Genomic DNA, 24,847 nt, shown 5'->3' on the forward strand with positions numbered 1-24,847 from the left:
CGCACAGTAGAACGGCAGCGCGAACTCTTCAACGCAGTACCAAAAAAAACGCAGACGATGAACAGCCGCCATATTACCGGCCACGCTATCGACCTGCTCCCCACCGGTGCCGATTGGAATGATTATAAATGCTGGTTGCCGGTATTGGATGCCATGCACCACGCCGGTAAAGAGTTAGGCGTTAAGCTGCGCTTCGGTATCACATGGACAGATAACCCGAATGACAAGCCCGCCAAGTTTTTGGATGCGCCGCATGTGGAAATCCCAGCATGAAAATAAAATTTGAGCTATCAACAGCGCATTTTGCAGAAGATATGAGGCCGTCACACGGGCCACAAAAATGGCCGTGGTGGCGCTTATTTTCAATTAGCGTTGTTCGCCAAGAGATTCACCGTCCATCAACAGGGCGCAGGATGTGGTTTTATACGCGTTGGGGTGCTGGATACATGGGTATCATTTTAGTCCGGCGTGCATTATGACGACAATCACACGATACGGCCTAATCGGTGCGCTGCTAGTGGCTATCTGTCTCGGCGTTCTGGCATTTCATTATCAGAATAAGGCCACTGGTTTAGAAAAAGACAACACTACGCTGACTGGAGAAAGGGATGTAGCCCAATTCACACTCGGCAACTACACCACGTCAGTTCGTCTATTCAACGATATTGCAAAGGCAAGCGATCATGAGAAAAGGCGCGTTATCAGTGAGAGTGAAATCCGCATTACTGCAATTAAAAAAGATATCAGTGCGGACGAATGCGCTACTCGTTCTATTCCTGTTGCCGCTGTTGAGCGCCTGCGGAATCACGCAAATAAAATACGTACAGACTCCGCACGTACCCCTACCCGCCAGCCTGCTTTCTGATTGTATGCCGCCGCTCATCCCTGACGAGCTAACATGGGGCAACAGCTTGCTACTGAATGACACGCTATTAACAGTTATTGAGTTGTGCAATATGGATAAGGCGAGCATTCGCAAGATTGAGGAGAGCAGAAATGAGCCGTAAAGCCCCTACGCCGCCTCCGTACAAACCTGGCGATACAGTGAAGAGGCCAGCCGCACCGCCTCCACCTCCGCCGCCGACTAACGAGCAGGCGTCATTTTATTTAATTCTGAAATCGGTGAATGGCCAACACGAAAAACAGCATAAACACGCTGTATTGATATCGAGTGGTCTTTAAAATCCCCGGCATTATATTTCAATCACTAGCAGGAAGTTCTAAATGGATATGAAAAAGACGCTGACGTCTGAGCAGAAAGCGCTTTTTGATGCCATGACGCAGTTACAGAAGAAATTCGTTACAGCACTACTCGATGGTGCTAACCAGACCGGTGCATATCGAAAGGCTGGCGGTAAGGCAAAGACTGATGACGGGGCGAGAGCGTCAGCCAGTCAAATCTTAACAAATCATAACGTTCAAGCCTTCCTCCAGTCCGTACAGCACGAAACAGTTAACGAGGCCATCATGACCTACACGGAAGCGATGGAACGACTAACATTGATGGGGCGCACGACAATTCATGATATCGCCACATTTGGCAATTATCAGATTGGTGAGGACGAGGAAGGGCAACCGGTATTTCAGGCGTCGTGGAAATTTAAGGACTCCAAGAATATTAAGCCCGAACACCTGGCTGCCGTCGCTGAATTATCCACTGGCAAGGACGGACTAAAAATTAAGCTGCATGATCCGAAAGCTGCCATCAAGCAACTGGCTGAAATGCGCGGCTGGGAGGCACCGAAGAAAACCGAATTGACCGGCGCGAACGGTGGCCCTATCCAAACGTCAAACCTAACCCCGGATGAAGCCGCCGAGGCATATCGTAAGCTGATGGGGTAATTTTGGTAAACGTCCAGAAATAGCCGGTTCGACGAGTAAAACCTCTATGCAAAATATAGGTTAATTTATGCATCATTTATGCACTCGATTTTCTAACATTCTGCATCATTAACTCTGACAAATAAGCCTTTCGATTCATTATGTTGATGAGTGCTATACGCTTGGTGCGTGTAACATCCATTATGTTAAAAAGTCATTTTTCGTGCAATTTAGTGTAGTGATGATAGTGTCAGTAATAAATAAACAAAAATGTTTAATCTTCTATTGCGCATATAAGCAAAAATGTTTATACTTGTTTCAAGTTAAATAAACAGGAGGAGGAAGTGAAACAACGCGAGTTCCAGCGTTGGCTAGCGGGGCAAGGAGCTGAATTTTCGAATGGCACTAATCACTTGAAGATTTTCTTAAACGGCAAGCAAACGATAATGCCAAGACATCCGGGGAAAGAAATACCGGAGCCTCTGAGAAAAGCGATTCTTAAGCAACTTGGACTTAAATAATAAACCAGCCCTTCGGGGTTGGTTACTCGCGGAGATTCACTTAGTCAAATATGCGATATCCAATAAAATTTGAGCATGACGAAACCGGGTGGTGTATATCGTTCCCGGATATACCAGAAGCATTAACTGGCGGAGCTACAAAGGAAGAAGCGCTATCATTGGCGCAAGACGCCCTTGTAACGTCGTTTGATTTCTATTTTGAAGACCAGCGCCCGGTACCCATGCCAAGCACAGACGGTGAGGAGTTTATCGAGGTGCCTGCAAGCGTGGCCGCCAAAGTGCTATTGCTTAACGCTATGCTGGCTACAGGAACAACACCGGCAGAGCTTGCCCGTCGCCTGGGTACACGCCCGCAAGACGTTAACCGCATTGTTAATCTTGGGCACACGACAAAAATCGACACGATAGAAGCGGCGCTTAAGGCGCTAGGTAAGCGTTTAGAAATAAACGTTCTCTAAATATCGTCAACTTATCTAAAGGCTCGCTTCGGCGGGCTTTTTTTATGGAAAAATTATGCCGTTACCGTTTCCGTTCGACTTCAAGAACCCGGACTACACCCAGATTTTTGAGTGGAGAATGGAGCGACTACAACGCATACGTCAACAGCCTGACATGCTGCCAGCCATGCGGACGTTTTACCGCAACAACCCCGCTCAGTTCATTATTGATTGGGGTATGACCACCGACCCGCGCAACCTTGATTACGGGCTACCTGTCACCATCCCATTCCTTTTATTTCCCAAACAGGAAGAGTGGATCCACTGGATTATGGACAGGCGGGAACGGATGGAAAACGGCATCACTGAGAAAAGCCGTGAAATGGGCCTGAGCTGGACAGCGGTCGGCATGGCCAGCGCGTTATGCCTGTTCAATAAAGAAATGGTGATCGGCTTCGGCTCACGCAAAGAAGAATACGTAGACAGCACCGGCGACCCGAAAGCGCTGTTCTGGAAAACGCGGAAATTTATTGAAACTTTACCGCCTGAATTTCGCGGTTCGTGGAATGACAAGAAACACGCCCCTTATATGCGAATTGAGTTCCCTGATAGTGGCTCAATCATCAAAGGCGAGGCGGGGGATAATATCGGGCGCGGTGACCGTACCACGCTTTATCTTGTTGATGAATCCGCGTTCCTACTGCGTCCACTTTTGATAGACGCGGCGCTGTCACAAACTACCCGTTGCCGTATTGATCTCTCGTCAGTCAACGGCATGAACAACCCCTTCGCGCAGAAACGGCACGGCGGGAAAATACCGGTATTCACATTTCACTGGCGCAGTGACCCGCGTAAAGACGATGCCTGGTATAAGAAAGAATGTGAAAAAATAGATAACCCGGTCATCGTCGCACAAGAATTAGATCTCAACTACAACGCCGCCGCCGAGGGTATTCTAATTCCGTCTGAATGGGTGCAGGCCGCTATCGGGGCGCATACGAAACTGGGTATCACGCCCTCGGGCGCACGCATTGGCGCGCTGGACGTGGCGGACGAAGGGATTGACCTTAACGCATTTTCAAGCCGAACCGGTGTCTTGCTCGACCGCTTAAAAGCCTGGTCAGGTAAAGGCTCTGATATTTACGCAACTACGCAAGACGCAATGATATTGAGTGATGAGAATGACTGTGACTATCTGCTCTATGACGCTGACGGCCTCGGCGCGGGTTGCCGTGGTGATGGGCGCGTTATCAATGAGACGCGACAGAAAGCAGGACAGCGGCAGGTTGAGATAAAGCCCTTCCGGGGCAGCGGTGAAGTTATTTACCCTGACAAGCCTGTATTCAAAGCGGACACGAAAAAAGACGCACGAACCAACAAAGACTACTTCGCAAATCGTAAGGCGCAGGGGTGGTGGGCGTTGCGTATGAGATTCCAAGAGTCTTACCGCGCTGTGGTCAAAGGTATGCCATTTGATCCGGACGAGATAATCAGTATTGACGAAAACTTGCCGGAAAAAGAAAAGCTAATTGCAGAATTGAGCCAGCCAACTTACACAATTAACGGGGCGGGGAAAATCATTGTCGATAAAGCGCCATCGGGCACACGCTCACCCAACCACGCCGACACTGTGATGATTTGTTTTGCACCTGAAAAAATCCGGCGCTCCACTTTTGGATAGTTCGTTTTTTGCTCTATTTAACATAATGACTCTTAAGCGAACTTGTATTCAAAATGCTAAATATTGCTTTCAATACGTTGCGGCATCGTGTGACACGTCACGACGTAAATAGCACACAAACTCATGGCAATCAGTGAATTAACGGCAAGCACTTTACTTTAACAATCAATCAAATCGTTTGAACGAGAGCCGGGGTTTTTATCCTCGGCTTTTTTGTTTGTGCGATTTATGGCACTTGAGGCGAGATCAATGATGAGGTGGTTTAAACGTAAGAAAAAAGAGGAACCACAAAAGCCAGAGCGAGTGCGTGAAGGGTTCTTTAGTACTCACCGCGAATCAGACGATAGCGCGACGGCTACAGAAGTGCTGCAGGGGAAGATAAGCCACATTGCCAATACTCAACCGGTGGCCCAAACAGTTGGTACATTGGACAGCATGGACGGCGGCGGGGCGTTACAGTCCCCGCACGTGAGCGGTGGCGGTACGGTCAGTGACAGCTTGTTTATGTGGTATGCCAACAGTAACTTTATCGGCCACACCATGTGCGCAATCATTGCGCAGCACTGGTTAATATATAAAGCCTGTGCCATGCCGGGCCGCGATGCGATTCGGCAGGGCTATACGATTCAAGGCGAGGGCGGCGAAGAGTTAGATCCGGATGCCTTAAAGCTGCTGAAGCGCTACGACAAAAAAATGAACATCAATAAACAGATGCGCGATTTTGTCACCTTCGGGCGTATTTTCGGGGTTCGTGTCGCCCTGTTTCGCGTTGAGAGTGACGACGACGAATATTATCAAAACCCGTTTAATGAAGATGGCGTAACGGAGAACAGTTACAAGGGCGTGGTACAAATTGACCCCCATTGGTGTACGCCTGATTTAGACGCAGAAGGATTAACAGATCCGACATCACCCAATTTTTACAATCCAACACACTGGATAATTAATGGCAAAAAGTACCATCGGTCGCACTTGATGATATTTATCCCTAATCCCGTCGCCAACATCTTGAAGCCTGGTTACCTGTTCGGCGGTGTGCCGGTGCCGCAGAAGATCATGGAGCGCGTCTACGCCTCAGAACGTACAGCTAACGAAGCCCCTCAGTTAGCACTCAGCAAGCGAACAACGATATTTAAAACTGATGCGGCTAAGGCATTATCAAACGAAAGTGCGTTCAATCAGAATATGGCTACATGGATTAAATACCGCGACAACTACGGCGTGAAAATTGTTGATAACGAAGAAGATAGCTTAGAGCAGTTTGATACTTCCCTTGCCGACTTTGACGCGCTGATCATGACGCAGTATCAGCTTGTAGCTGCCGGTGCTGATGTCCCGGCGACCAAGCTACTCGAAACCCAGCCTAAAGGGTGGGCTAGCTCGGGCGAGTACGAAGAGGGCAGCTATCGAGAAGGACTGGAAAGCCTACAGACCCACGACTTAACCCCGCTACTGGAGCGACATCACTTACTACTGATGCGCTCACACGTTGCGCCTGAACTCAATATTAAGCCTGTTGAAACTTGTGTTAATTGGGAGTCGCTCGACTCACCGACCGCCAAAGAATACGCAGAGATTAACGAAATCAACAGCCGTGCAGATTTGAACCTGGTGAATTCCGGCGCGCTCGATCAATACGATGTCCGTGACCGGCTCATGGCCGATAAAAACAGCGGGTATAGCGGTATAGCGCCAGCAGAGCCACCGGAAGAGCCAGAGCTACCGACAGAGGGGGAGGGCAATGGCGAAAACACCACGCAAAATGGCGAGACGTCAGCCGCCTAAGCCTAAGGACGGCATTCTACGTGGCGCAACACTGTTTATGTCAGTCAGCGCCGGAAGCGAATATCAGCACACTGTTACCCGCACCTTTGATCTACTCCGCGTTGAATCTGAATCAGAAATAAAACGCCTGTTTGAACAATCAGATTCGCCCGTTCTGGACGGTGCGACGCTGGACGGCAGTCTCGCTAACAGTGCTGCGAAATTGCTGCACCGGCTCCGGAGGCGATTTAACAGCGTCTTTAATGACATGACAGATAAAGCGACGGCCCGAATGCTGGAGCGGGTTTCGGGTAACGCAGGCAGCGACGTTAAACGCAGCTTGGAGGAAATCGGGGAGGGGGTATCAATCAAAGTAAATATGTTATCGCCAACAGTGAAAGAAACAATTCAGGCGAAAGGGTATGAAGCCGCCAACCTGATCAAGCGGGTACCGAGTGAATATCTGGACGACATCGGCGCGGAGGTGATGCGCTCTATTTCTTCCGGTCGTGGACTACAGGATTTACAGCCAGCACTGGAAAAAAGAGGCGTCAAGGTGCGTAACTGGGCGAAAAACGTCGCGCTTGATCAAACCCGCAAAGTGTACGACGGCATTTCAACAGCGGCCATGAAATCCGCGGGCATTCGTAAATTTGAGTGGGTTCATAGCGGCGGCAGCAATGACCCACGCGAACACCATATGTTGCCGTGGCCAGCAGGGCTAAACGGTGGAATTTTCGATATAGACGACCCGCCGATTATTGATAAGCGAACCGGTGAGCGCGGGACTCCCGGACAGCTCCCCTATTGCCGGTGTACCAAACGGCCAATAATTGATTTTGGTGATGACGATGAGTGAACGCTCAATTGATACAAACGGCTGGTTTGAATCCCCGAACAACCCCTTAAGCAAAGTCGGTATTTATGCCTACCTCGGCAAAAACATTCCCGGCGCACCTGACCCCAGCAAGATTTATTACGTATACAGACCCGAGGATGAGCTATCAGACCCCGCATGTATCGACTCGTTCAAATTGCTGCCGTGGACAGATGACCACCCACCGGGGTTATTGGGTGAAGAGGACGAAGGGTTAACACCAGCGGAGGAAAAGGGCGTACAGGGCGTGATCGGTGAGCGTGTCTATTACGAAGACGGCGTTCTGTACGGGAATATCAAGGTTTTTTCACAAACGATGGATGAGCTGATACGCAAAGGCAAAAAAGAATTGTCGTGCGGCTACCGCTCTAAATATGAATGGCAATCGGGTACGTACAACGGTGACCAATACGACGTTATCCAGCGACAAATTAGAGGTAATCATTTGTCGCTGGTAGACGAAGGGCGTATGGGTTCAGAAGTCGCTGTACTCGACGCGTTTACACTTGACTCAAAGGATGTAATTCACATGACAGAAGAAGAAAAAAAAGCACTGGCCGCATTGCTGGCCATGTTACCTGCACTGCAAAAAATCGTTGATGCGGCGGGTACGGCAGACAACGAAGAAGAAACAAAAGACAGCGAAGAGGAGGAAGGCACTAAGGACAGCGAAGAGCCGGAAGAGGGTACCAAAGATAGTGAGGAAGAAGGCACCGCTGACGAAGAGGATAAAGATAAGGATAAAGAGGGTACCGCCGACGAGGACGACAAAGACAAAGAAACTGCCGCTGCGCTGGATGCGATGGACAAAGAAATCAAAGCGCTAAAACGGGATGGCTTTAAAAACGTGATGCGTGAAGTGTCGCGCCGTGATGCGTTGGCGCGTGATCTGTCTCGCCACGTTGGCACCTTTGACCACGCCGACATGACCACGAATGAAGTTGCTGCGTACGGTGTTAAAAAGCTGAAAATCACCCATGCGAAAGGGCAGGAACTCTCTTGCCTGTCGGGGTATTTGCAAGCAGCTAAAGCCGCGCCAGTGACGACCTACAGCGGCACCGGCCTCGACGCTATCGATAGCGGTAGTGCGATTTCTAAATACCTGACAGGGGATGAAAAATAATGAATTTTCAAAAAACGGTCCGCTTTGATCAAGCGTTCGGCTTAGTCGGTGAAGTGTCATTTGACGGCCCACTTCGCGCAAAACCGGGCGTACTTAACAGCGAAAACCCGGCCAATAACGTGTTTGGCCGGGCCTTTACTGTGCTGTCAGATGGCTCGATCACGGCAGGCGGTACCGGTTCATTCTGGGGCATTCTCGCTAACCCCAAGGCCCACATGTTCACAAGCCGAATTGGCGACGACGGCAATAACACGTTACCAAACGGCGTTAATGCTGAGTTTGCCGATATGGCGATTATTAACGTTGAAGTATCAACACCAACAACGGTCGGTAGCGACCTGTTTTACTCAACAGAAACAGGGGCGCTGTTGGCCTTGCCATCGGGTACCGCAGCACCAGCAGGACACGCAGCCGTTCCAAACGCTAAAGTAGCCCGACTCCCGCAGACCAGCGCGACAGGCGGTCTTATCGTCGCGCAACTGACTAATTAAGAAAGGACGAAAAATGAAACAATCAGTTACTCACAGTTCACTTGCGCCGCGCAATGTCCGCCCGTTGTCGCTGACAGCAAAAGACATCACTGGCAACGCGCATTTAGAGTTAGGCCGACTGGGGATTAATATTTCGCGCGGCACTATTAGCAACATGATCAGCGGAATGGGCTTGGACAGCAATGATACAGGACTAGCACCATCGCCACTACCGGGGTTGATGCCGGGCGGTTCGCCTACGCCTATTCAATTTCTGCAAGCCTGGCTACCGGGCTTTGTACGCATGATTACAGCCGCGCGCAAAATTGATGAGTTGATCGGCATTGCGACTGTTGGAGCCTGGGAAGATGAAGAAATTGTGCAAGGGATGCTGGAGCCTATCGGCAGTGCGGCTATTTACTCTGACCACGGCAATATTCCGCTGGCGTCTTGGCAAGTGGGTTATGCGCGTCGCAGCATTGTACGTTTTGAACAGGGTTTTTCGGTCGGCGCTCTTGAAGAAGCCCGCACAGCTAAAGCGAGCCTTGCGACAGCAGCGGAAAAACGCAGTAGCGCGGCACAGTCGTTAGATGTCTCGCGTAATCGGGTAGGATTTTACGGCTACAACGATGGTCAGAATATGACCTACGGTTTTCTAAATGAACCCAACCTGTTACCTGCATTAACGGCGGCACCCGGCGCAGGTGGTGATACGACATGGCAGAGCAAAACCTTCCTTGAAATTACAGCAGACATTCGCCGGATTTTAGTTGAGCTTCAAGTTGCGAGTATGGACACTATCGACCCTGAAGCCATGCCGATCACTATCGCACTCCCTACAGGCGTTAATCAGTATCTGAGCGTCACGTCAACCTACGGCAACTCGGTGCGCCAGTGGGTGAAAGAAAACTATCCTAATTTGCGTTTTGTCACAGCGCCGGAGATGAAAGATGCGGTTGGTGGCGAAAGCGTTACTTACGCATACCCTGATTCTGTCAATGACGGTTCAAGTGACGACGGTCAGGTGTGGTCGCAAAACGTGCCGAGCAAATTCACCGTGATCGGCGTTGAAAAACGCAGCAAAGTTTATGTTGAAGATTTCAGTAACGCTACGGCGGGGGTGCTGCTCAAGCGTCCGTATCTCGTTATTCGCCTGATCGGCATTTAACAGTAACTATTGAACATCAAGGGGGCCAATGCCTCCTTTTTTATTTTTAGGAGTTTCTATGCACTATGTTTTTTCCACAATTTCAACGGATGTTAAGTACACATTTTACGGACAGTCAGCAAATGACATGCCAGCGATTGAACGCACGATAACAATTAAAGGCGGCGCGAACGTAGCAACCAAAAATCTCATTACCCCACGCGGCGTAATGACGGCTATAGAAGATGCAGAAGTTGACATGCTCAATACTCACCCGGTTTTTTTACGTCACAAAAAAAATGGTTTTGTGCATGTTGAAGCCAAACCCGCAGCAGCCGATGACGTGGCAAGCGACATGGAACCCCGCGACGAGTCCGCACCGCTGATTGATGATGACTTTACCGGTGATGAAAAGCCGCCAACGACATCGAAAGACAAGAAAAATTAAGGTGACGTGATGACCATAGATATCAGTGTTGTAGAATTCCGTGAACGCTTCCCCGCAATGAGTGATGTGATTGTTTTCCCTGACGGCTTAATTCTTCATCAAAGCGAAATGGCGCAATGCTTCATTAGCGTTGGCCCCACGTTACGCGGCGACTGCTATCAAATGGCTATCTATCTGATGACCGCGCACCTGGTCTGGTCTGATTATCTCATCCGGCAGGGGCAGACAACGGCCGGTATTGTGACCGGCGCGACCGTCAGTAAAGTCTCGGTGAGCATTACGCCGCCGCCGTCTGGCAGTGCATGGCAATTCTGGCTGTCAACGAGTCCCTATGGTTTGCAATTGTGGGCGTTCCTCAATATCAAATCAGCGGGCGGGGCATATGTTGGCGGCTTACCTGAGCGCACCGCTTTTCGTAAAGTGGGCGGGGTGTTCTGGTAATGGCCGGTCAATGGCGGGGGGATGGCGGCAGCAAAATAGCGCGTATTCGTCGTGAAATTGCCGAACTCAACAGCATGCAAATGCGTGTTGGATGGATGGAATCAGCGCGGTACGCGGACGGGAAGCCGGTTGCCGGGATCGCCGTGGTACAGGAATTAGGCACCGAAGATTTAACCATACCGCCGCGATCATTTATGCGAACCACTCAAGATGAGAAAAAAATTGAGTGGGACAGCAATATGAAAAAAGGCTTCACAGCAGTAATAAAAGGGACTCGCACCAGTGCACAAGTCATGGAGGCGCTGGGGCTGATGGCGGCGGGCGATGTTCGCAAGAAAATTACCCAGATATTCACCCCGCCACTGGCCATTAGCACGATAAAAGCCCGTGCGCGCAAGGCGGGACCGAGCGCACGCGCGATATCTATCAAGCCGTTAAATGACTCAGGGCTGATGCTAGCGACGCTCACGCACGTAGTGACTGGAGGTGATGAATAATGATACCGGGTATCAATTTGTTAAACGTAGCGCTGGGCGTTATTGGCTCCCAGCCGGTGGTCTATTTTCGCGACAGTGGCCAACGAGAGACCTTGGCGAACGGCAACTTAAAAACGGTGTTCGAAGAGGGTAAACCCATTTTATCCGGCAGCGTGCAGGCAGTGCCGAAAGAAAAGGTGATCCGGCAGGGTCTGGAAGAGTCATTTGATTATGTTGAATGGTTTGTTTCACAGTCGGTAATCGGCGATGAGCGAGACTACAGCGGCGATGAAATCAAGTGGAACGGTAAGCGCTGGAAAGTCGGCAGCGTTGAAGACTGGTCGGCTCAGGATGGCTGGTGTGTCGCTGTCTGTCAGGAGGTGAAAATAAAACGTGTTAGATAATCCGCTTATTATACTCATCCGAACAAGTTTACTTGCGGGGTTAAAAAGTCGGGGTTATGAAGATATCAACGTGTGGCAAAGTTACCAGCCGACCCAGCAAGGAACATCGTCAGACAAAACACTCTATATTCACAAAATAACAAACGGCAATCACGGCTTTGCGGGTAATCAAGAAATCTACGACGAACAAAACGAGGTCATCAAAAGAATAACCACTGAGATTTTAACGCCGACGTATCAAGTCAGTTCTACGGTTGTTTACGATGAAAATGAGCCTTTTGCTATGACGGCGGGTGACCTCGTTTATTTAGCTTTCAGTGTTATGCAATCAACAGAGTTTCAAAATTTATTACTCGCACAAGACGTGAATATATTCCGTGCGGGTAGCATAAAAAACATTACAGTGCCGAGCGACAAGGCAGGTCATGAAGACCGGCCAACGTTTGATATACAAATCACACATAAAAATATTTATACAACTGAAGTGCCGGTTGTTAAGTCCGTTCATCATCGAACAAGCAGGATTTAAAGAGGTTATAGAATGTCTATTGATCTGAGTAAGTATGTCGAGATTATATCCGGCGTGGGTGGGGGGAATTCTGTTCGTGCGCGTGAATTAATTCTACGGATTTTTTCACGTAATAATTTAATTTCGCCCGATTCCACTTTAGAGTTTAACAACGCGAATAATGTATTAAGTTATTTCGGCGTTGAATCAGAAGAGTACAAACGAGCGGTTAAATACTTCAGCTATATTTCGCCGTCGATTGTGCAGCCTTCAAAAATATCATTTGCGCGTGATCAACGTGAAATTAGTGATTCGTTATTTTTGGGTAAGTCTGGCGCGTATAAACTAGATAATATTTTGCCGCTGTCCGGAACCATCAGCGGAAATCTCGACGGTGTAAAGTTTACTACGCTAGAAATGACATTTGAAAATGATGAGTCACTGAATAGCGTGGCGCGAACAATACAAGGTGAAATTAGTGCCGCAGGTATTGAATACGCGCCAGCCATGTCACAGACATCAGCGACTTACAATGCCACGGCTGCACGTTTTGAGTTGACAATAATTGGTGAAAACGCAGATGTTCCAGTCTCAGCAAAATTGACTATCGACCCTGGCGAAATTGCTGACGCGCTTGGATTATCGGACGGCACAGCGATAATAGGTATACCCGCTGCGCTAAACCCTGTCGAGAGCGTCGCGGCGGCTGACGATATCAGCAACAACTACGGCTCATTTTTGTTTATGAGTGACGATAACTTAGAAACAAGCATTGAACTTGCAGAAGCGAACGCGGCGAAAAACGTCATGTTTATGTATCTGCTTGGCTGTACAGCAGCAAGTGCAAGCGCGTATTACGACGCGTTGAAATCAATTGCCAGTGTCGGCTTAACGCTTATTGCCACTGAAAATACTGATTTTGATGATCAGATCCCAGGCACATTAATGGCAGCGACAAATTATGACGGTCGTAACAGTGTCATTAACTATATGTACCGCCAGATCCCCGGCGTGACTCCAAAAGTCACCACAACGTTACTATCAGATACGTACGATAAATTACGCATTAATTATTACGGACGCACTCAGACCGCAGGCCAAAAGATTGATTTTTATCAGCGTGGAATACTGATGGGCGGCGCAACAGCCCCGGTTGATATGAATGTTCACGCTAACGAACAATGGCTTAAAGATGTGTGTGCGGTGGCGCTGTTATCGCTTCAACTATCACTTGGCCGTATCCCCGCGAATATTTCCGGGCAAGCGCAAATCCTTACTGCTCTTCAAGAATCAATCAACGCGGCGCTGAATAATGGCGTGATCAGTGTGGGTAAAACCTTCGACATTATTCAAAAGCTGTATATCACGCAACTGGCGGGCGACGATGGCGCATGGCAGCAAGTACAGAATATTGGCTACTGGATTGATGCCGTCATGCGCAGTACGACTACAGAAGATGGCCGGATTGAATGGCAGTGTGTCTACACGCTGATTTATAGCAAAGATGATGCCGTTCGTCGCATCGTCGGCACCCACGCACTGATTTAAGGACAGATAGAATGGATATTTCAGGTTTTGGCACAATTGTTAATATTCGTGCTTCAAAAACGTTCCCCGCCGGTTTTAACGTTACGCAATTTGCAGATGATGCCGACCCGCTTGATTCGCCGTCTCAACAACTCGCGGATGTAGGTATGGGGCTAAACGGCGATATGGTGTCTTGGAGCGTGGCTCAAGTGCTGCAAGTCACATTAAACATCACCCCCAACAGCGACGATGATCGTAACTTAGCGATACTGGCAGAGGCGAACAGAATAGCGAAGGGTAAGCGCAGCGTTAATGATGAAATTACCATGTCGATTTCATACCCATCCGGGGAAAGTCGGACGTTATCTGGGGGGGTTATTACTGATGCCATGATCGGTAATAGCGTGAGCAGCGCGGGCCGGTTGAAATCAAAGCCGTATATTTTTAAATTTGAGAATCAGGTGATCGCATAATGTTAGAGCCTATTGAAAAAGAAATCCCCCTGCCCGAGGGGGGCACAAAGACCTTCATTCTGAGTAAGTTCCCGGCCATCGCTGGTCGTGAAATCGTCACACAATACCCGACCACTGGCGCGCCTAAAATCGGCGACTACAAGACTAACGAAGCGTTGATGCTAAAGCTGATGGCTTACGTTGCTGTGCCGATAGAGGGAGGCAGTCAGATCCAACTAACGACAAGCGCTTTAGTAAATAACCATGTCCCGGATTTTGAAACATTGATGAAACTCGAATGGGCAATGATGGAATATAACTGTAGTTTTTTCAGGAACGGCGTGGCCTTAAATTTCTTAACCGGTTTAACAACGAAAGTCCAAACGTTGATTACGAAAACGTTGACGGGTTTATCGCAACCATTGTCGGAGCCGACCGCGCCACCCTCCGAGAACTCAGAGACGTCTACACACTAGAAGAGGCTTTTGATCTCTTCGAAATCATCGCAGTACAGCGCATGAATGAATCCCTCGCCATGGAATACTCGCAAAGGAAAAAATAATGAACTTGCTCGAGGCGTTTTACTACACGTTTGCAGCCGACGCCTCCGGGCTTGATCGTGGGCTGACTGATGCAGAAAAAAAGGCCGAGAAATTAAAAAACTCGGTATCAAATGCCGATGCGGCGGCTGAAAAGCTCGGTACGTCATTTTTAAGCCTGGCTAAGGCGGGCGTTGGATTATTGGGCGTCACCTTAACGCTGGGCGGCATCAAAGCCCTTGCATTGGGAACAGCAGAAACAACAAGCGAGCTAGGCAAGCAGGCCCGGCAAATGAACGTCAACGTATCGACGTTGGACGCGTGGCGCAAGACCATCACAGAAAGCGGCGGCGATGCTGAAGCCTTCACGCGCACGCTCGGCAATATGGCCCAGCGGTTCCGTGATCCGGAGGCCGCATTATTGCGCTATAGCAAAGCACTGGGGGGCATGAGCGCATTCAAAGCGCAGCGTATCGGGAAAATGATTGGCCTGGACGAGGGAACGATAGAATTACTGCGCAAAGGTAAAGTGAGTGTAGAGGAATTACTTAAAAAGCAGAAAGAGCAGGGGGTAATAACAAAAGAGCAGGTCGCGATGACGGATAAATTCAATCAGGATTTGCGAACACTTAAAATGAGTTTTACTGATTTAAAAACTAATATCGGAATGGGATTAATTCCAACATTTCAATATTTGCTTGATAAGTGGAACGCATTATCAAAATGGACATCTGAAAATAAAGATTTCGTGAAAGGATTCTTTATTGCTATTGCAGCTATCATTGTCGATTTTTATTTACCCGCGATGTTAAAAGCAGCAGCAGCAACGATAGCGGCAGTTTGGCCTATTTTGTTAATCGTTGCCGCTGTGGTTGCTATTGCCGCTGCGTTCGCTTTGGCCTATGACGACGTCATGAATTTTCTTGCGGGAAATGATTCAGTTATCGGTGAGCTATCAAAAAAATGGCCGTGGATCGGTGAATTGGTGCTGGGCTTAGTCGCTGAATTGAAAAATCTCTGGGCGCAAATTGTCGCGGTCGGAGATGCGTTAATTTTAATGGTAACTAACCCTATTCAGTTTTTAAAAAACTTCGGCGCTGAAATTAGAGAATTACTGGATCTGCTATTTGGTGAGGGTGCTGGAGATAGTATTTTTAGCGCAATCGCGGATTCAGTCGGCGCGGCGTGGAATGGGATAAAGATATTAATTACAAGCGTTGTCGGCTTAGCCATGAAAGGGTTTGAAGCTATCGGTAACGCGTGGAAGACTGTGAAGGGCTGGTTCGGCGCGGGCGAAGAAGAAGTTAATAACGCTAAAAATACAGCAACGGCAGGGCAGTCGCGGCAAGGGTGGGAAGAGCCTGTAGACTTAACTTATGGCGGTAAAGCGCAACTGGCGCAGGCATCAGCAAGCAGTGTGACGACAATGACGAGCAGCAGCATTACTAACAGCAAAGCAGCGAATAAAAATATTAATAATCGCGTCGATAAAATCGAAGTGATCACGCAAGCGACGGACGCGGAGGGGATCGCCCGTGACATCGGCAGTGAATATGGTAATGCAATGAGTCAGTACGCAGACGGGCTGGAAATATAATGAATGGAACAGAAATTTACGGTATCTATGACAGTGACTTTAACCTGATGTTTGAAAACGCCATTAATATGACAGCCAGTGTTTTTGAAGGCTCTAAGTTAATGGAACACCCCATCGAAGATGGTTCAACAAAAACGGACCACAAAATAATACTGCCAGTTGAGATAGAAGTTACGTTATGGATATCGGAAGCGCATTATAAAGACACGTACTCTGTAATTAAACAGGCTTTGTATAGTGACTCCAGCTTTCAAGTTAATACTCGCGTTGGAATTTATTCCAATATGATTTTATCTGAGATGCCGCACGAGGAATCACCCGATCAATCCGGTGCTATTATCATTACGTTGAGTTTGAAAGAAGCGGTTATTGTTACCACGCAATATCAGGCGTTAACGTCAAGAAAGGTTAAAGACTCGAAAGATACCAGCACTGTAAATCGCGGAGAGCAAAAACCGGTGAAGAATTCTGTTGCCATTGGTGTGGTGTGGGATTTATTTGGAAAATAACATGACTCAGTTAATTATTTTGGAATCAGTAGCGAACCAATCATTAACGATTCGACTTGAAAACTCACGTTATGAAATAGTCTTGAATACGTTAAATGATGATTTGTTAAGTATATCCATTTTTCGTAATGGCATAAACTTAGTTAAAGGGATAAGAGTAATGCCGTATACCTTACTCTTGCCCAAGCATTTACAGCTTAATTATGGAAACTTTTACTTTAACACCCCCGATGATGAATATCCGCATTATGAAAGATTTATAGATAACCATCGTTTTTATTATATTCCCGCCGCCGAGGTGTAAATCATGGAGCTAGACCCGCGCATAATCTCGTTATCAATAGAGATAGATGGCAAGTTACACGTTTACACCGATCTTTATATAGCAGCATCCGGGCAAAAAACGGCAGGTTCGTTACAAAATGAATGCACGATAAAAATTGCTAATCTTAAACAGTCTGACCGCAATTTTCTGATCACAGAAACATCACCGCTCAATCGCCCGCGCAGGCGCAAGAAAATTATTCTGTTCGCCGGACGTAAAAGCTACGGCACGTTTAAGGTTTTTGAAGGGGACATTATCGGATGTACCCCGAGCCAGCCACCTGACATCATGCTCACAATGAAGGCGCGTACCGGGGCTTTCTTTATGACCGACATGCTCAGCTCAAGTTATGCCGCCACGGTGCCACTCAGCAAAATAGCCGCCGACACTGCACAGAGCATGGATTTAACCCTCGATTTTCAGGCATCGGACAAGAATGTCAGTAATTACAATTTCACCGGGGCTAAGCTAAAGCAGGTTGATAAGCTGGGTAGCGCAGGCAGCTATAACGCTTACATCGATGATGACCGATTGATTATAAAAAACAGAGATGTTCCGCTACTCAATGAGACCGTCACCCTCAATAAAAACACCGGCATGATTGGCGTCCCTGAGGTCACGGAAGAGGGCGTTAAAGTGAAATACCTGCTTGATCCGTCGAGCCGTCCGGGGGCCAGCCTGACCATAGAAAGTGATTTAAATCCGGCAGCTAATGGCACCTTTGTTATTTACAAACTCAGTTATGACATCAGTAACCGAGACACACCTTTTTATCACACGGCGGAATGTCGGAGGTTGGGACTATGGCAGACACTACTTTAACCGATATTGACCCGGCGTTAACCGGCTCGCTATCTGGCACGTTGGAATACGTCTTCAAGAAAATGCTACAGGGAATAGATGGCCAGCTGCCCGCGCAGGTGATCAGCTACGACCGCGTGACCAATCGTGCCACGGTTCAACCGCTTATCAGTCGAGTGACGACAGCGGGTGAGGCTGTAGAGCGCGGTACCGTTGCCAGTATGCCAGTGCTCGCTCTGGGGGGCGGTGGGTTCAATATCTCGTTTCCGCTGAAGGCGGGGGATCGGGGCTGGATAGAAGCCAGCGATAGAGATATTTCTCTTTACCTGCAAACCACCCAGCAATCAAAGCCAAATACGTTACGCATGCATGAATTTTCTGACGGGCGTTTTATTCCTGATGTCTTTGCAGACTATGAGTTGCCCGCTGGTCACGACGATTCGCTAGTTATTCAGCATAAATCTGGTCAGACGTGGATCGGCGTAAAAGAGGCGGAAATCAGTTTAAAGGTCGGCAGTGCGGAATTTACATTAACAGAAGACCGCATAACCCTGACAGCAGGCGGTAATTCCTTTGTTGTCAGTGCCGCAGGCGCTAAGCACAATGGCGTTAACGTTGGCGGTAATCATAAGCACAGTGGCGTACAAGGCGGCAATGATAATACTGGAGGCCCCCAATGAATATATTAAGCCTGGCATTAAACGATAAACATCGATTGTATTTAGATGCAGCGGGAAATTTAGCGGTTGTTACTAATCTGTCCGCATGTTTGCAGAACTGCAAAACAGCGATGCTGGCCCAACGAAATGAAATGATATACGCGATGGATGAGGGTATCCCATATCGCGAAACGTTGTGGGACCAATACCGGCCTGCACAATTTGAAGCCGCCGCGCGTACTGCAATCAAGGCTATTACTGGCGTAAAGCAAATCACGTCTTTTTCAATCGCTCGCGCAGGCAATGATTTTTACTATAGCGCGACAATAAAAACAGAGTGGGGAACAGGGGCCATAAATAATGAGCGAGATTTATAATTACATTGAAGACACAGGAATTGTCATACCGGACACCGCCGATATAAAAACAGCAGTAGAAGAAGAATTTAAAGCGGCATTGGGCCAACAGATGTCAACTAACCCGGACTCTCCACAAGGCCGCTTGATCAGCGCCGAGGTCAGCGCCCGTCGAGCGGTTGTCATCAATAATGCAACGTTAGCGAATCAAATAAACCCTAATTTTGCTACCGGTATATTTTTAGATGGCGTCTGTGCGCTACTGGGGATCACGCGTAACAGCCCTGAAAAATCGGTCATACCGAGTGTCACATTGCGCGGCATTCCATTAACCGAGATTCGTGCGGGGTCAAGGGCCAGATCCAGCACCGGTGATATTTTTGTTAGTGCTAACAGCGTACTTTTAAACAGTGCCGGCATGGCTACGGTAGATTTTATTGCAGATGAGGCGGGAGGGGTAAGTTGCGCCTCGGGGGCATTACTGACAGTTATTGATGCCGTGCTGGGCTGGGAAACCGTCTTCAATGATTATGCGGCTGTAGTCGGTAGCGGGGAGCAAAGCGATGTTGCGTTACGCTCAGAACGTAAATTGAGGCTTGCAAATCAGGGTATATCGACGGTAGAGGCCCAAATCAGCGGGCTGTACGGCCTTGCCGGTGTTCATTCGTTATCGTTTCTTGAAAATATCAGTCATGAGTTTATGACAATTGATGGCATTTATATGAAACCACACAGCGTGTGGGCTTGCGTGCATGGCGGCGTTGATCAAGATATAGCGCGTAGCCTTTTACAGAATAAAACCGATGGGGCTGCGTGGAACGGCGCAATATCGGTAACAGTGATAGAACCCAACGCCGATATCCCGTACATAGTCCTGTTTGACCGCCCGGCAGAAATCTCCATCACAGTAAAAGTGATCATGCGCAGTGCGCAGGGAACGATAGACCCGAATGTCGTTATTCCCAACGCCTTGATTGCATACGCAATGGGTGAGCTGGACGGTGAGCGGGGTTTTGTTACTGGCGTTGATGTCAGCCCGTTCGAGCTCGCCGGTGCTATCAGTCTTGTTCACCCCGGTTTTTTTGTGCAGCAAGTTTTGATTTCACGCGGTGGCGAAGCGCTGGCCAGCAACGAAATTACAATAATGAAAAATGAAGTCGCCACACTGTCAGAAGAAAACATATCAGTTGTGATTAATTTATGATTTACACGCAAAGCAATGTTAAAATTCCCACACTAATCATGGAGGCATTAGAATGAGAATTAATTTAACATTTCTATATACATTAATCTTAATTAATAGCGGCGTCGTCGCAGCAGCACAATCCTCACCAACGTCAGGATCGCCCTACTCTTCACTGGTGGTTTTGATAGCCTTAATTGCTTTGGTGATTTATGTTTTTAGAAAAATAAAAACAAATAAAAATAAAGATGTTGATTCAAATAAAAAAGGAAAGTTAACAACTGTATTGTTATGGATTCTTTTTGTATTCATGCTTATATTCTCGTTTTCTACCTTCGCAATAGAATCTTATGGCAGAGGCATGATATTCGGGGGTATAGCAGTCGGTCTATTTGTTATTTTAAGAAGAAGTCGTCGAAGAGATAAGGAAGCGCAAGAAAAAAGAGCTAGGCAAGATATCATAACAAAAGAGCAAGTTAATAAAGTTCATGACGGTGAATTACCTACAGCTAATCCAAGAAAAGCCATATTGCGTAATGATGAAATCGCTTACTTTGCAGAGTTTGCGAAACTCAGAGAGAATAAAACAGTAGGATATTCATCAGGTGGTTCGAGCGTCCGCGTTAGGGTTGCAAAAGGCGTTTCAATTGGTAGCGGGGGCGGACGCTCCAGAGCAATGAAAGAAGATATAATAACTTCCGAAGGTGAGCTTGTTATAACAAACAGAAGGGTTATTTTTGCAGGTAACAACAAAAGTTTTGAGACGCCACTTACTAAGCTAACTAACTACGAAAGTTATTTGGACGGAATTAAATTCCACATGGATTCTAAATCGTATCTTCTTTTAATGGATGAATCTAACGCGGCATTAGCAGACGCAATATTAGATAACATTACTTAATAAAATAAATGCAATTACTGGCCCACCTTTTTTGGTGGGTTTTTTTATGGACGCAATATATGTCAAAACAAATACCTGAAATAAATAGCAGTATGGATTTATTACGTAACATCATTTGGCAATATGACGGTAGCGAAGAAATACAAACGTTAATGCAGAAAAAGGAAGAATGGTACAACCAAGCGCATACCGAATTTTGGAATAACTGGTTCACTGATGTTTTTGATTTACGTACAGCGAATGATTTTGGCTTAAGTGTGTGGGCCTTAATTCTTGGCGTTAATTTATTTATTCCTGAATGCCCCAGCGTGGTTTTAACGACTGAACAAAAACGCCTGGTATGCAGACTGCGTTATTATCAATTAATTACGCGTTGCACCATTCCCGAAGTTAACGGGATCATGATGGATATGTTCGCGACTGAGAACGGCAAGGCTTACGCGCTCGATCCTAATGACATGTCGTCAATCATGTATGTATTCACTGAACAGCCAGCCAGCGCTGTAGCGTTGATACTGACCAAATATGACTTATTACCGCGTCCTGCAACCGTGGGCCTAAAGTTTCGTGTTATTCGCTATATTCCCTTTGGCTTCGGTCAATACTATCAAAACTTTGAACATGCCGGGTTTTGGGATGGCGGCGAACTGATTAATTACGGATGGCGCATTAACTTATTTTTTGACAATGATAGCGGCGTACTGCACGGGCAAATAGCATCATCTGACAGTACGATAGATTTATCGGGTATTGACGTCACGCTGTACTACACAAAATCAACGGGTGAGACATTTACACGTGAAGTCACGACGACTGCTGACGGGTTATTTACGGACCTTGTAAGTCGATCAGGGGCTTACTCTGTCATTGCAAAGACACAGATATTTACGCCAACTTGCACAGTAGATAATGTTGAATCAAGAAGCTACACGTTCACGTACTTAATTAGCGGTGCTGATGTGATGCTTAAGATTTACAACCCTGAAGCGCCGTTATTTAAATTAAACGACATCGGGGAGGTAATCACGATTGATTACGGCGATGGTGTAGACAGTGATGATTATCGTGTTGATAGCCAGGGATTGGTTTATGCAACTCGCGCGTTGACTGCGGGGGTTACGTATAGAATAACCATAAAGCGTAGTAATAGCTGCATGTTTTATCATTCATCACTGGCGTTTGAAAATAAAGTAATAGAAGTCATTAGCGTGTCTGGCAGCAGGCAGGGCATGGTTAACTCATTTACAGCTTGCACTGAGTTACAAGTAATACAGGCTGGGGCATTCGATTATTTGCCAAATGTCACTACGTTTAGTTTTGCGTTTAATGACTGCTTATCGCTGCAATTGATACCTGATAATTTATTTAAATATTGTACGCGCGTTGTTAATTTCAGCTATGTATTCTTATCTTGCGGGAGTTTGCAATATATACCTACAGGATTGTTTGACTACAACCCATTAGTGACAACATTTCAGTTTGCATTTAGATTCTGTACATCTCTTAAAGAAATTCCGGCCGGTTTGTTTGATAACAATACGTTCGTTACATCATTTAAAATCGCGTTCGGAAATTGCTCAAAAATATTAACTGCGCCAACTGGGTTATTCGATAACGCACCGAATGCGACAATTTTTGAAAACGTATTTGTAGATTGCTCGCTTATGACTTCTGATATCAATGATATCTTCCCGCTTGCTGAATATAGCGCAATCAAGGATTTGTGGTGGGCGTTTAACAATTGCCGGTCATTGCGCGGTAGTGCGCTTACGTTTATAGATAAAGTGCCAAATGTAACAATCAAGACAAAGACATTTACGAATGCGTCTAGTTTGTCAGATTACAATCAAATACCCGCAGCATGGAGGTAAAAAATGGTATCGCTGGCAGTGATAAAAGAAAGGATAGATTACCAACAGACTGATGAGAATTTTATAAATTATCTCAAAATATTAAATATGAATGGTGTGATTGTTTTTAGCGAAAATGACATATCAAAAAAGAGGGGGAAACTTTTCGCATCAAAGTATTTATATAATCAAATAATTTCAGTGTACGGCAATGAAACTCCGGAAAAGGAAATAAAAATTGGATAACAGATTTTTTAAAGTGCCGTTCGCGTCAAACGGTGACACGCAAACAATTCAAGACGAAACAGATAACGAGGGGTTTGTTAGTTTTAATGAGGGCTGGGGCGGGGACTACGAGCGTGACTTGAGGACAGACACCCGCGCCAAGCCTGTTGGACGCAAAGAAATGAATTACGTATTAAATGCGATAACACGAAATATTCGGCAGTATCAAACTACGGGTTTTCCTGAGTTTATTACAGCAGCAGATAATAACGGGGCGGCGTTCGCGTACGATACCGGCGTTGTTGTCATGCACAACAATGCTCTCTATTTGTCACTTGCTTCAAATAATACCAGCGTCCCCGGCACTGATGAAAGTACATGGCAGTTGTATATTCAGCGCGAAGCAACGGAAGGAGAAACCCTCGCGGGGGTGAGTGCGATTAGTGCGATCACGCCGCGACGATTAAAATTAAAAACGGATATCATCGAAAATAGTATTACTGATATTAGCAGTTCATTAAGCCGCGTCGGTAATCTGCAAGTTGCACAAGTCTATTTAGAGTCGTCTGGGGTTGCCACTTTAACTGTTCCAACTGACTGTGTGCAAATATTGCTAATCGGTCGCTACGTTACTGACGGCGTAGAAAGCCGGGACCGTTGGGACAGCACAATCTATGCGAATGGAGAGCTTGTTGATACGACGTCATTCTACGGGTTTGTGACTGGCGGCAGTGGCCACGGACACCACCGGCGGGAATTTCTACCTTTTAGTAAATTAATTGATATGCAAGTACTGGCAGGAGACCCAATTAATTTTCAATACACAAGCAATCGCAACAGTAATACAACATTCACCGTTTTCTACATTCAGGGCGTGAGTACTGAAGAGCCTGATCAGCCATCAACTATCATCATTTCGCCGCTTAACAGCGTAATCAATGCGGGGACTAGCCAGCAACTGATCGCAATGGTCCTGCCATCAAGTGCCGCAGCTGAATACCCTGTTACGTGGCAAGTATCCGACCCGGCGCTGGGAACTATTGACAGCAACGGCAGGTATTCCGCAAATGTTGGAGCCAGCGGCACACAAAGCGTTATAGCCAGTGTTTCCACGGGACTAGCGTCCACAGCAATAATAACGCAACACATTTTTCTTACTGGGATCGAGTTCGGTGATGTTCCAGCAAATTTAGTCGCTGGGAATACTTACACCGTACCGGTTACGTATATACCGTCAAATTACACCGAGGCGATACTCACATCATCATCAGACTCAACGAGTGCGACATTATCAGCCCTCGGAACGCTATCAATCAGTAACGCAGGTTCGACAACGTTATCGTTGGCTGGCGCAAATTCTGGTATCACAAAGTCAATAACGATTGTTGCTGTAGATAAAGAAACGCCGGATGTGTTTCTTAAAATTGAAAATAACTTATCTGACGTGTCGAGCATATCCGAGGCCCGAGAAAATCTTGAACTGGGCGAGCTGGCAACTAAGGATTCGCTAACCGCGGGAGATGTAGGAGCTGTTCATATTGCTGATGTAGCGATAGTTGCAGAGTTGGATTTAAACAGCATGACGGGGCCGGGGGAGTACTTTCAAAACATATCGAGCAACGCTCTACTGAGTTTAAATTATCCGATCAACGTTGCAGGGGCGTTAAAAGTCTATGGAACGGGGGTAGACGCTATTGGGTGCCGACAAGTGTACATGCCCTATAACTCAACTTCTGAGTACAGGCGCTACGCGTACGGGGATCCGCTAGTGTTCTCTGCATGGATTGAGAAATAAAAAACCGGGC

General features: G+C 47.2%; 31 protein-coding genes. All 31 read left to right on the forward strand.

Annotation, left to right across the window (positions count from 1 at the left end):
- On the forward strand, positions 1-273 hold a 273-nt coding region (locus tag AC971_RS01570; RefSeq protein ID WP_053084905.1), incomplete at its 5' end, for a M15 family metallopeptidase domain-containing protein.
- Positions 274-475: 202 nt separating this feature from the next.
- Positions 476-865, forward strand: a complete 390-nt coding sequence (locus tag AC971_RS24100) for a hypothetical protein (protein ID WP_025383389.1) — start codon at positions 476-478, stop codon at positions 863-865.
- Positions 747-1,007, forward strand: coding sequence for an Rz1-like lysis system protein LysC (lysC, locus tag AC971_RS25885; RefSeq protein WP_144236083.1), 261 nt, complete (start codon positions 747-749; stop codon positions 1,005-1,007). The genes AC971_RS24100 and lysC overlap by 119 nt, the downstream gene beginning before the upstream one ends.
- Positions 1,008-1,275: 268 nt before the next feature.
- Complete coding sequence (locus tag AC971_RS22550) at positions 1,276-1,842, forward strand: terminase small subunit (RefSeq protein ID WP_082160198.1); 567 nt, start codon at positions 1,276-1,278, stop codon at positions 1,840-1,842.
- 323 nt (positions 1,843-2,165) lie between these two features.
- Positions 2,166-2,342, forward strand: a complete 177-nt coding sequence (locus tag AC971_RS01600; protein ID WP_025383392.1) for a type II toxin-antitoxin system HicA family toxin — start codon at positions 2,166-2,168, stop codon at positions 2,340-2,342.
- Between the two features lie 50 nt (positions 2,343-2,392).
- Complete coding sequence (locus AC971_RS01605) at positions 2,393-2,800, forward strand: type II toxin-antitoxin system HicB family antitoxin (protein ID WP_025383393.1); 408 nt, start codon at positions 2,393-2,395, stop codon at positions 2,798-2,800.
- A 55-nt stretch (positions 2,801-2,855) separates the two neighbouring features.
- A complete protein-coding gene (locus AC971_RS01610; RefSeq protein WP_025383394.1) occupies positions 2,856-4,460 on the forward strand; it encodes a terminase large subunit in 1,605 nt (534 codons plus the stop codon).
- 249 nt (positions 4,461-4,709) lie between these two features.
- On the forward strand, positions 4,710-6,245 hold the full coding sequence (locus AC971_RS01615) for a phage portal protein (protein ID WP_231572987.1): 1,536 nt from the start codon (positions 4,710-4,712) through the stop codon (positions 6,243-6,245).
- Entirely contained in the window at positions 6,202-7,083 is an 882-nt protein-coding gene (locus AC971_RS01620) for a phage head morphogenesis protein (RefSeq protein ID WP_038402194.1), read from the forward strand. Before AC971_RS01615 ends, AC971_RS01620 begins: the two co-directional genes overlap by 44 nt.
- Positions 7,076-8,224, forward strand: a complete 1,149-nt coding sequence (locus AC971_RS01625; RefSeq protein WP_025383395.1) for a DUF2213 domain-containing protein — start codon at positions 7,076-7,078, stop codon at positions 8,222-8,224. Before AC971_RS01620 ends, AC971_RS01625 begins: the two co-directional genes overlap by 8 nt.
- Positions 8,224-8,715 (forward strand): structural cement protein Gp24, encoded by a 492-nt coding sequence (locus tag AC971_RS21645; protein ID WP_025383396.1) that lies wholly within the window; start codon positions 8,224-8,226, stop codon positions 8,713-8,715. The genes AC971_RS01625 and AC971_RS21645 overlap by 1 nt, the downstream gene beginning before the upstream one ends.
- A 13-nt stretch (positions 8,716-8,728) precedes the next feature.
- Positions 8,729-9,862 (forward strand): major capsid family protein, encoded by a 1,134-nt coding sequence (locus tag AC971_RS01635; RefSeq protein WP_025383397.1) that lies wholly within the window; start codon positions 8,729-8,731, stop codon positions 9,860-9,862.
- Positions 9,863-9,890: 28 nt separating this feature from the next.
- A complete protein-coding gene (locus AC971_RS01640) occupies positions 9,891-10,289 on the forward strand; it encodes a hypothetical protein (RefSeq protein WP_144236084.1) in 399 nt (132 codons plus the stop codon).
- 9 nt (positions 10,290-10,298) lie between these two features.
- A complete protein-coding gene (locus tag AC971_RS01645; protein WP_048677239.1) occupies positions 10,299-10,730 on the forward strand; it encodes a DUF4054 domain-containing protein in 432 nt (143 codons plus the stop codon).
- On the forward strand, positions 10,730-11,227 hold the full coding sequence (locus tag AC971_RS01650) for a hypothetical protein (protein ID WP_025383400.1): 498 nt from the start codon (positions 10,730-10,732) through the stop codon (positions 11,225-11,227). The genes AC971_RS01645 and AC971_RS01650 overlap by 1 nt, the downstream gene beginning before the upstream one ends.
- Entirely contained in the window at positions 11,227-11,610 is a 384-nt protein-coding gene (locus AC971_RS01655; RefSeq protein WP_025383401.1) for a phage collar protein, read from the forward strand. Before AC971_RS01650 ends, AC971_RS01655 begins: the two co-directional genes overlap by 1 nt.
- Complete coding sequence (locus AC971_RS01660; RefSeq protein ID WP_025383402.1) at positions 11,600-12,139, forward strand: phage gateway protein; 540 nt, start codon at positions 11,600-11,602, stop codon at positions 12,137-12,139. Before AC971_RS01655 ends, AC971_RS01660 begins: the two co-directional genes overlap by 11 nt.
- 12 nt (positions 12,140-12,151) lie before the next feature.
- A complete protein-coding gene (locus tag AC971_RS01665) occupies positions 12,152-13,666 on the forward strand; it encodes a DUF3383 family protein (RefSeq protein ID WP_025383403.1) in 1,515 nt (504 codons plus the stop codon).
- A gap of 11 nt (positions 13,667-13,677) precedes the next feature.
- Complete coding sequence (locus AC971_RS01670) at positions 13,678-14,118, forward strand: phage tail fiber protein (protein WP_012303821.1); 441 nt, start codon at positions 13,678-13,680, stop codon at positions 14,116-14,118.
- Positions 14,118-14,573, forward strand: a complete 456-nt coding sequence (locus AC971_RS01675; protein WP_081761337.1) for a hypothetical protein — start codon at positions 14,118-14,120, stop codon at positions 14,571-14,573. The genes AC971_RS01670 and AC971_RS01675 overlap by 1 nt, the downstream gene beginning before the upstream one ends.
- A gap of 85 nt (positions 14,574-14,658) precedes the next feature.
- The gene (locus AC971_RS01680; protein ID WP_025383405.1) at positions 14,659-16,233 is read left to right on the forward strand and encodes a phage tail tape measure protein; all 1,575 of its coding nucleotides are present in this window, start codon (positions 14,659-14,661) and stop codon (positions 16,231-16,233) included.
- On the forward strand, positions 16,233-16,742 hold the full coding sequence (locus tag AC971_RS01685) for a phage baseplate protein (RefSeq protein ID WP_025383406.1): 510 nt from the start codon (positions 16,233-16,235) through the stop codon (positions 16,740-16,742). The genes AC971_RS01680 and AC971_RS01685 overlap by 1 nt, the downstream gene beginning before the upstream one ends.
- Before the next feature lies 1 nt (position 16,743).
- The gene (locus tag AC971_RS01690; protein ID WP_025383407.1) at positions 16,744-17,046 is read left to right on the forward strand and encodes a phage baseplate plug family protein; all 303 of its coding nucleotides are present in this window, start codon (positions 16,744-16,746) and stop codon (positions 17,044-17,046) included.
- 3 nt (positions 17,047-17,049) lie between these two features.
- On the forward strand, positions 17,050-17,889 hold the full coding sequence (locus AC971_RS01695; protein ID WP_025383408.1) for a baseplate hub protein: 840 nt from the start codon (positions 17,050-17,052) through the stop codon (positions 17,887-17,889).
- Positions 17,871-18,548, forward strand: a complete 678-nt coding sequence (locus AC971_RS01700; RefSeq protein ID WP_025383409.1) for a Gp138 family membrane-puncturing spike protein — start codon at positions 17,871-17,873, stop codon at positions 18,546-18,548. Before AC971_RS01695 ends, AC971_RS01700 begins: the two co-directional genes overlap by 19 nt.
- Complete coding sequence (locus AC971_RS01705; protein WP_025383410.1) at positions 18,545-18,904, forward strand: contractile injection system sheath initiator; 360 nt, start codon at positions 18,545-18,547, stop codon at positions 18,902-18,904. The genes AC971_RS01700 and AC971_RS01705 overlap by 4 nt, the downstream gene beginning before the upstream one ends.
- Complete coding sequence (locus tag AC971_RS01710) at positions 18,888-20,087, forward strand: baseplate J/gp47 family protein (RefSeq protein WP_025383411.1); 1,200 nt, start codon at positions 18,888-18,890, stop codon at positions 20,085-20,087. Before AC971_RS01705 ends, AC971_RS01710 begins: the two co-directional genes overlap by 17 nt.
- Positions 20,088-20,139: 52 nt before the next feature.
- Positions 20,140-20,967, forward strand: a complete 828-nt coding sequence (locus AC971_RS01715; RefSeq protein ID WP_012105508.1) for a hypothetical protein — start codon at positions 20,140-20,142, stop codon at positions 20,965-20,967.
- Between the two features lie 59 nt (positions 20,968-21,026).
- Positions 21,027-22,838 carry a baseplate wedge 1 family protein gene (locus AC971_RS01720; RefSeq protein WP_025383412.1) on the forward strand — a complete coding sequence of 604 codons (1,812 nt, stop codon included), beginning with the start codon at positions 21,027-21,029 and terminating at the stop codon, positions 22,836-22,838.
- Positions 22,839-22,841: 3 nt separating this feature from the next.
- Positions 22,842-23,063, forward strand: coding sequence for a hypothetical protein (locus tag AC971_RS01725; protein WP_012303831.1), 222 nt, complete (start codon positions 22,842-22,844; stop codon positions 23,061-23,063).
- Positions 23,056-24,837, forward strand: coding sequence for an Ig-like domain-containing protein (locus tag AC971_RS01730; RefSeq protein WP_025383413.1), 1,782 nt, complete (start codon positions 23,056-23,058; stop codon positions 24,835-24,837). The genes AC971_RS01725 and AC971_RS01730 overlap by 8 nt, the downstream gene beginning before the upstream one ends.
- Positions 24,838-24,847 lie beyond the last annotated feature (10 nt).

Origin of the sequence: Yersinia similis, from assembly GCF_001053095.1 — a bacterium.
Lineage (GTDB): Bacteria > Pseudomonadota > Gammaproteobacteria > Enterobacterales > Enterobacteriaceae > Yersinia > Yersinia similis.

What these genes read in the sequence shown, in the direction of transcription:
- AC971_RS24100 (WP_025383389.1), top strand. Translation starts at nt 476, where the DNA reads ATGACGACAATCACACGATACGGCCTAATCGGTGCGCTGCTAGTGGCT.
- AC971_RS22550 (WP_082160198.1), top strand. Translation starts at nt 1,276, where the DNA reads ATGACGCAGTTACAGAAGAAATTCGTTACAGCACTACTCGATGGTGCT.
- AC971_RS01605 (WP_025383393.1), top strand. Translation starts at nt 2,393, where the DNA reads ATGCGATATCCAATAAAATTTGAGCATGACGAAACCGGGTGGTGTATA.
- AC971_RS01610 (WP_025383394.1), top strand. Translation starts at nt 2,856, where the DNA reads ATGCCGTTACCGTTTCCGTTCGACTTCAAGAACCCGGACTACACCCAG.
- AC971_RS01615 (WP_231572987.1), top strand. Translation starts at nt 4,710, where the DNA reads ATGATGAGGTGGTTTAAACGTAAGAAAAAAGAGGAACCACAAAAGCCA.
- AC971_RS01620 (WP_038402194.1), top strand. Translation starts at nt 6,202, where the DNA reads ATGGCGAAAACACCACGCAAAATGGCGAGACGTCAGCCGCCTAAGCCT.
- AC971_RS01625 (WP_025383395.1), top strand. Translation starts at nt 7,076, where the DNA reads ATGAGTGAACGCTCAATTGATACAAACGGCTGGTTTGAATCCCCGAAC.
- AC971_RS21645 (WP_025383396.1), top strand. Translation starts at nt 8,224, where the DNA reads ATGAATTTTCAAAAAACGGTCCGCTTTGATCAAGCGTTCGGCTTAGTC.
- AC971_RS01635 (WP_025383397.1), top strand. Translation starts at nt 8,729, where the DNA reads ATGAAACAATCAGTTACTCACAGTTCACTTGCGCCGCGCAATGTCCGC.
- AC971_RS01640 (WP_144236084.1), top strand. Translation starts at nt 9,891, where the DNA reads ATGCCTCCTTTTTTATTTTTAGGAGTTTCTATGCACTATGTTTTTTCC.
- AC971_RS01645 (WP_048677239.1), top strand. Translation starts at nt 10,299, where the DNA reads ATGACCATAGATATCAGTGTTGTAGAATTCCGTGAACGCTTCCCCGCA.
- AC971_RS01650 (WP_025383400.1), top strand. Translation starts at nt 10,730, where the DNA reads ATGGCCGGTCAATGGCGGGGGGATGGCGGCAGCAAAATAGCGCGTATT.
- AC971_RS01655 (WP_025383401.1), top strand. Translation starts at nt 11,227, where the DNA reads ATGATACCGGGTATCAATTTGTTAAACGTAGCGCTGGGCGTTATTGGC.
- AC971_RS01665 (WP_025383403.1), top strand. Translation starts at nt 12,152, where the DNA reads ATGTCTATTGATCTGAGTAAGTATGTCGAGATTATATCCGGCGTGGGT.
- AC971_RS01670 (WP_012303821.1), top strand. Translation starts at nt 13,678, where the DNA reads ATGGATATTTCAGGTTTTGGCACAATTGTTAATATTCGTGCTTCAAAA.
- AC971_RS01675 (WP_081761337.1), top strand. Translation starts at nt 14,118, where the DNA reads ATGTTAGAGCCTATTGAAAAAGAAATCCCCCTGCCCGAGGGGGGCACA.
- AC971_RS01680 (WP_025383405.1), top strand. Translation starts at nt 14,659, where the DNA reads ATGAACTTGCTCGAGGCGTTTTACTACACGTTTGCAGCCGACGCCTCC.
- AC971_RS01685 (WP_025383406.1), top strand. Translation starts at nt 16,233, where the DNA reads ATGAATGGAACAGAAATTTACGGTATCTATGACAGTGACTTTAACCTG.
- AC971_RS01690 (WP_025383407.1), top strand. Translation starts at nt 16,744, where the DNA reads ATGACTCAGTTAATTATTTTGGAATCAGTAGCGAACCAATCATTAACG.
- AC971_RS01695 (WP_025383408.1), top strand. Translation starts at nt 17,050, where the DNA reads ATGGAGCTAGACCCGCGCATAATCTCGTTATCAATAGAGATAGATGGC.
- AC971_RS01700 (WP_025383409.1), top strand. Translation starts at nt 17,871, where the DNA reads ATGGCAGACACTACTTTAACCGATATTGACCCGGCGTTAACCGGCTCG.
- AC971_RS01705 (WP_025383410.1), top strand. Translation starts at nt 18,545, where the DNA reads ATGAATATATTAAGCCTGGCATTAAACGATAAACATCGATTGTATTTA.
- AC971_RS01710 (WP_025383411.1), top strand. Translation starts at nt 18,888, where the DNA reads ATGAGCGAGATTTATAATTACATTGAAGACACAGGAATTGTCATACCG.
- AC971_RS01715 (WP_012105508.1), top strand. Translation starts at nt 20,140, where the DNA reads ATGAGAATTAATTTAACATTTCTATATACATTAATCTTAATTAATAGC.
- AC971_RS01720 (WP_025383412.1), top strand. Translation starts at nt 21,027, where the DNA reads ATGTCAAAACAAATACCTGAAATAAATAGCAGTATGGATTTATTACGT.
- AC971_RS01725 (WP_012303831.1), top strand. Translation starts at nt 22,842, where the DNA reads ATGGTATCGCTGGCAGTGATAAAAGAAAGGATAGATTACCAACAGACT.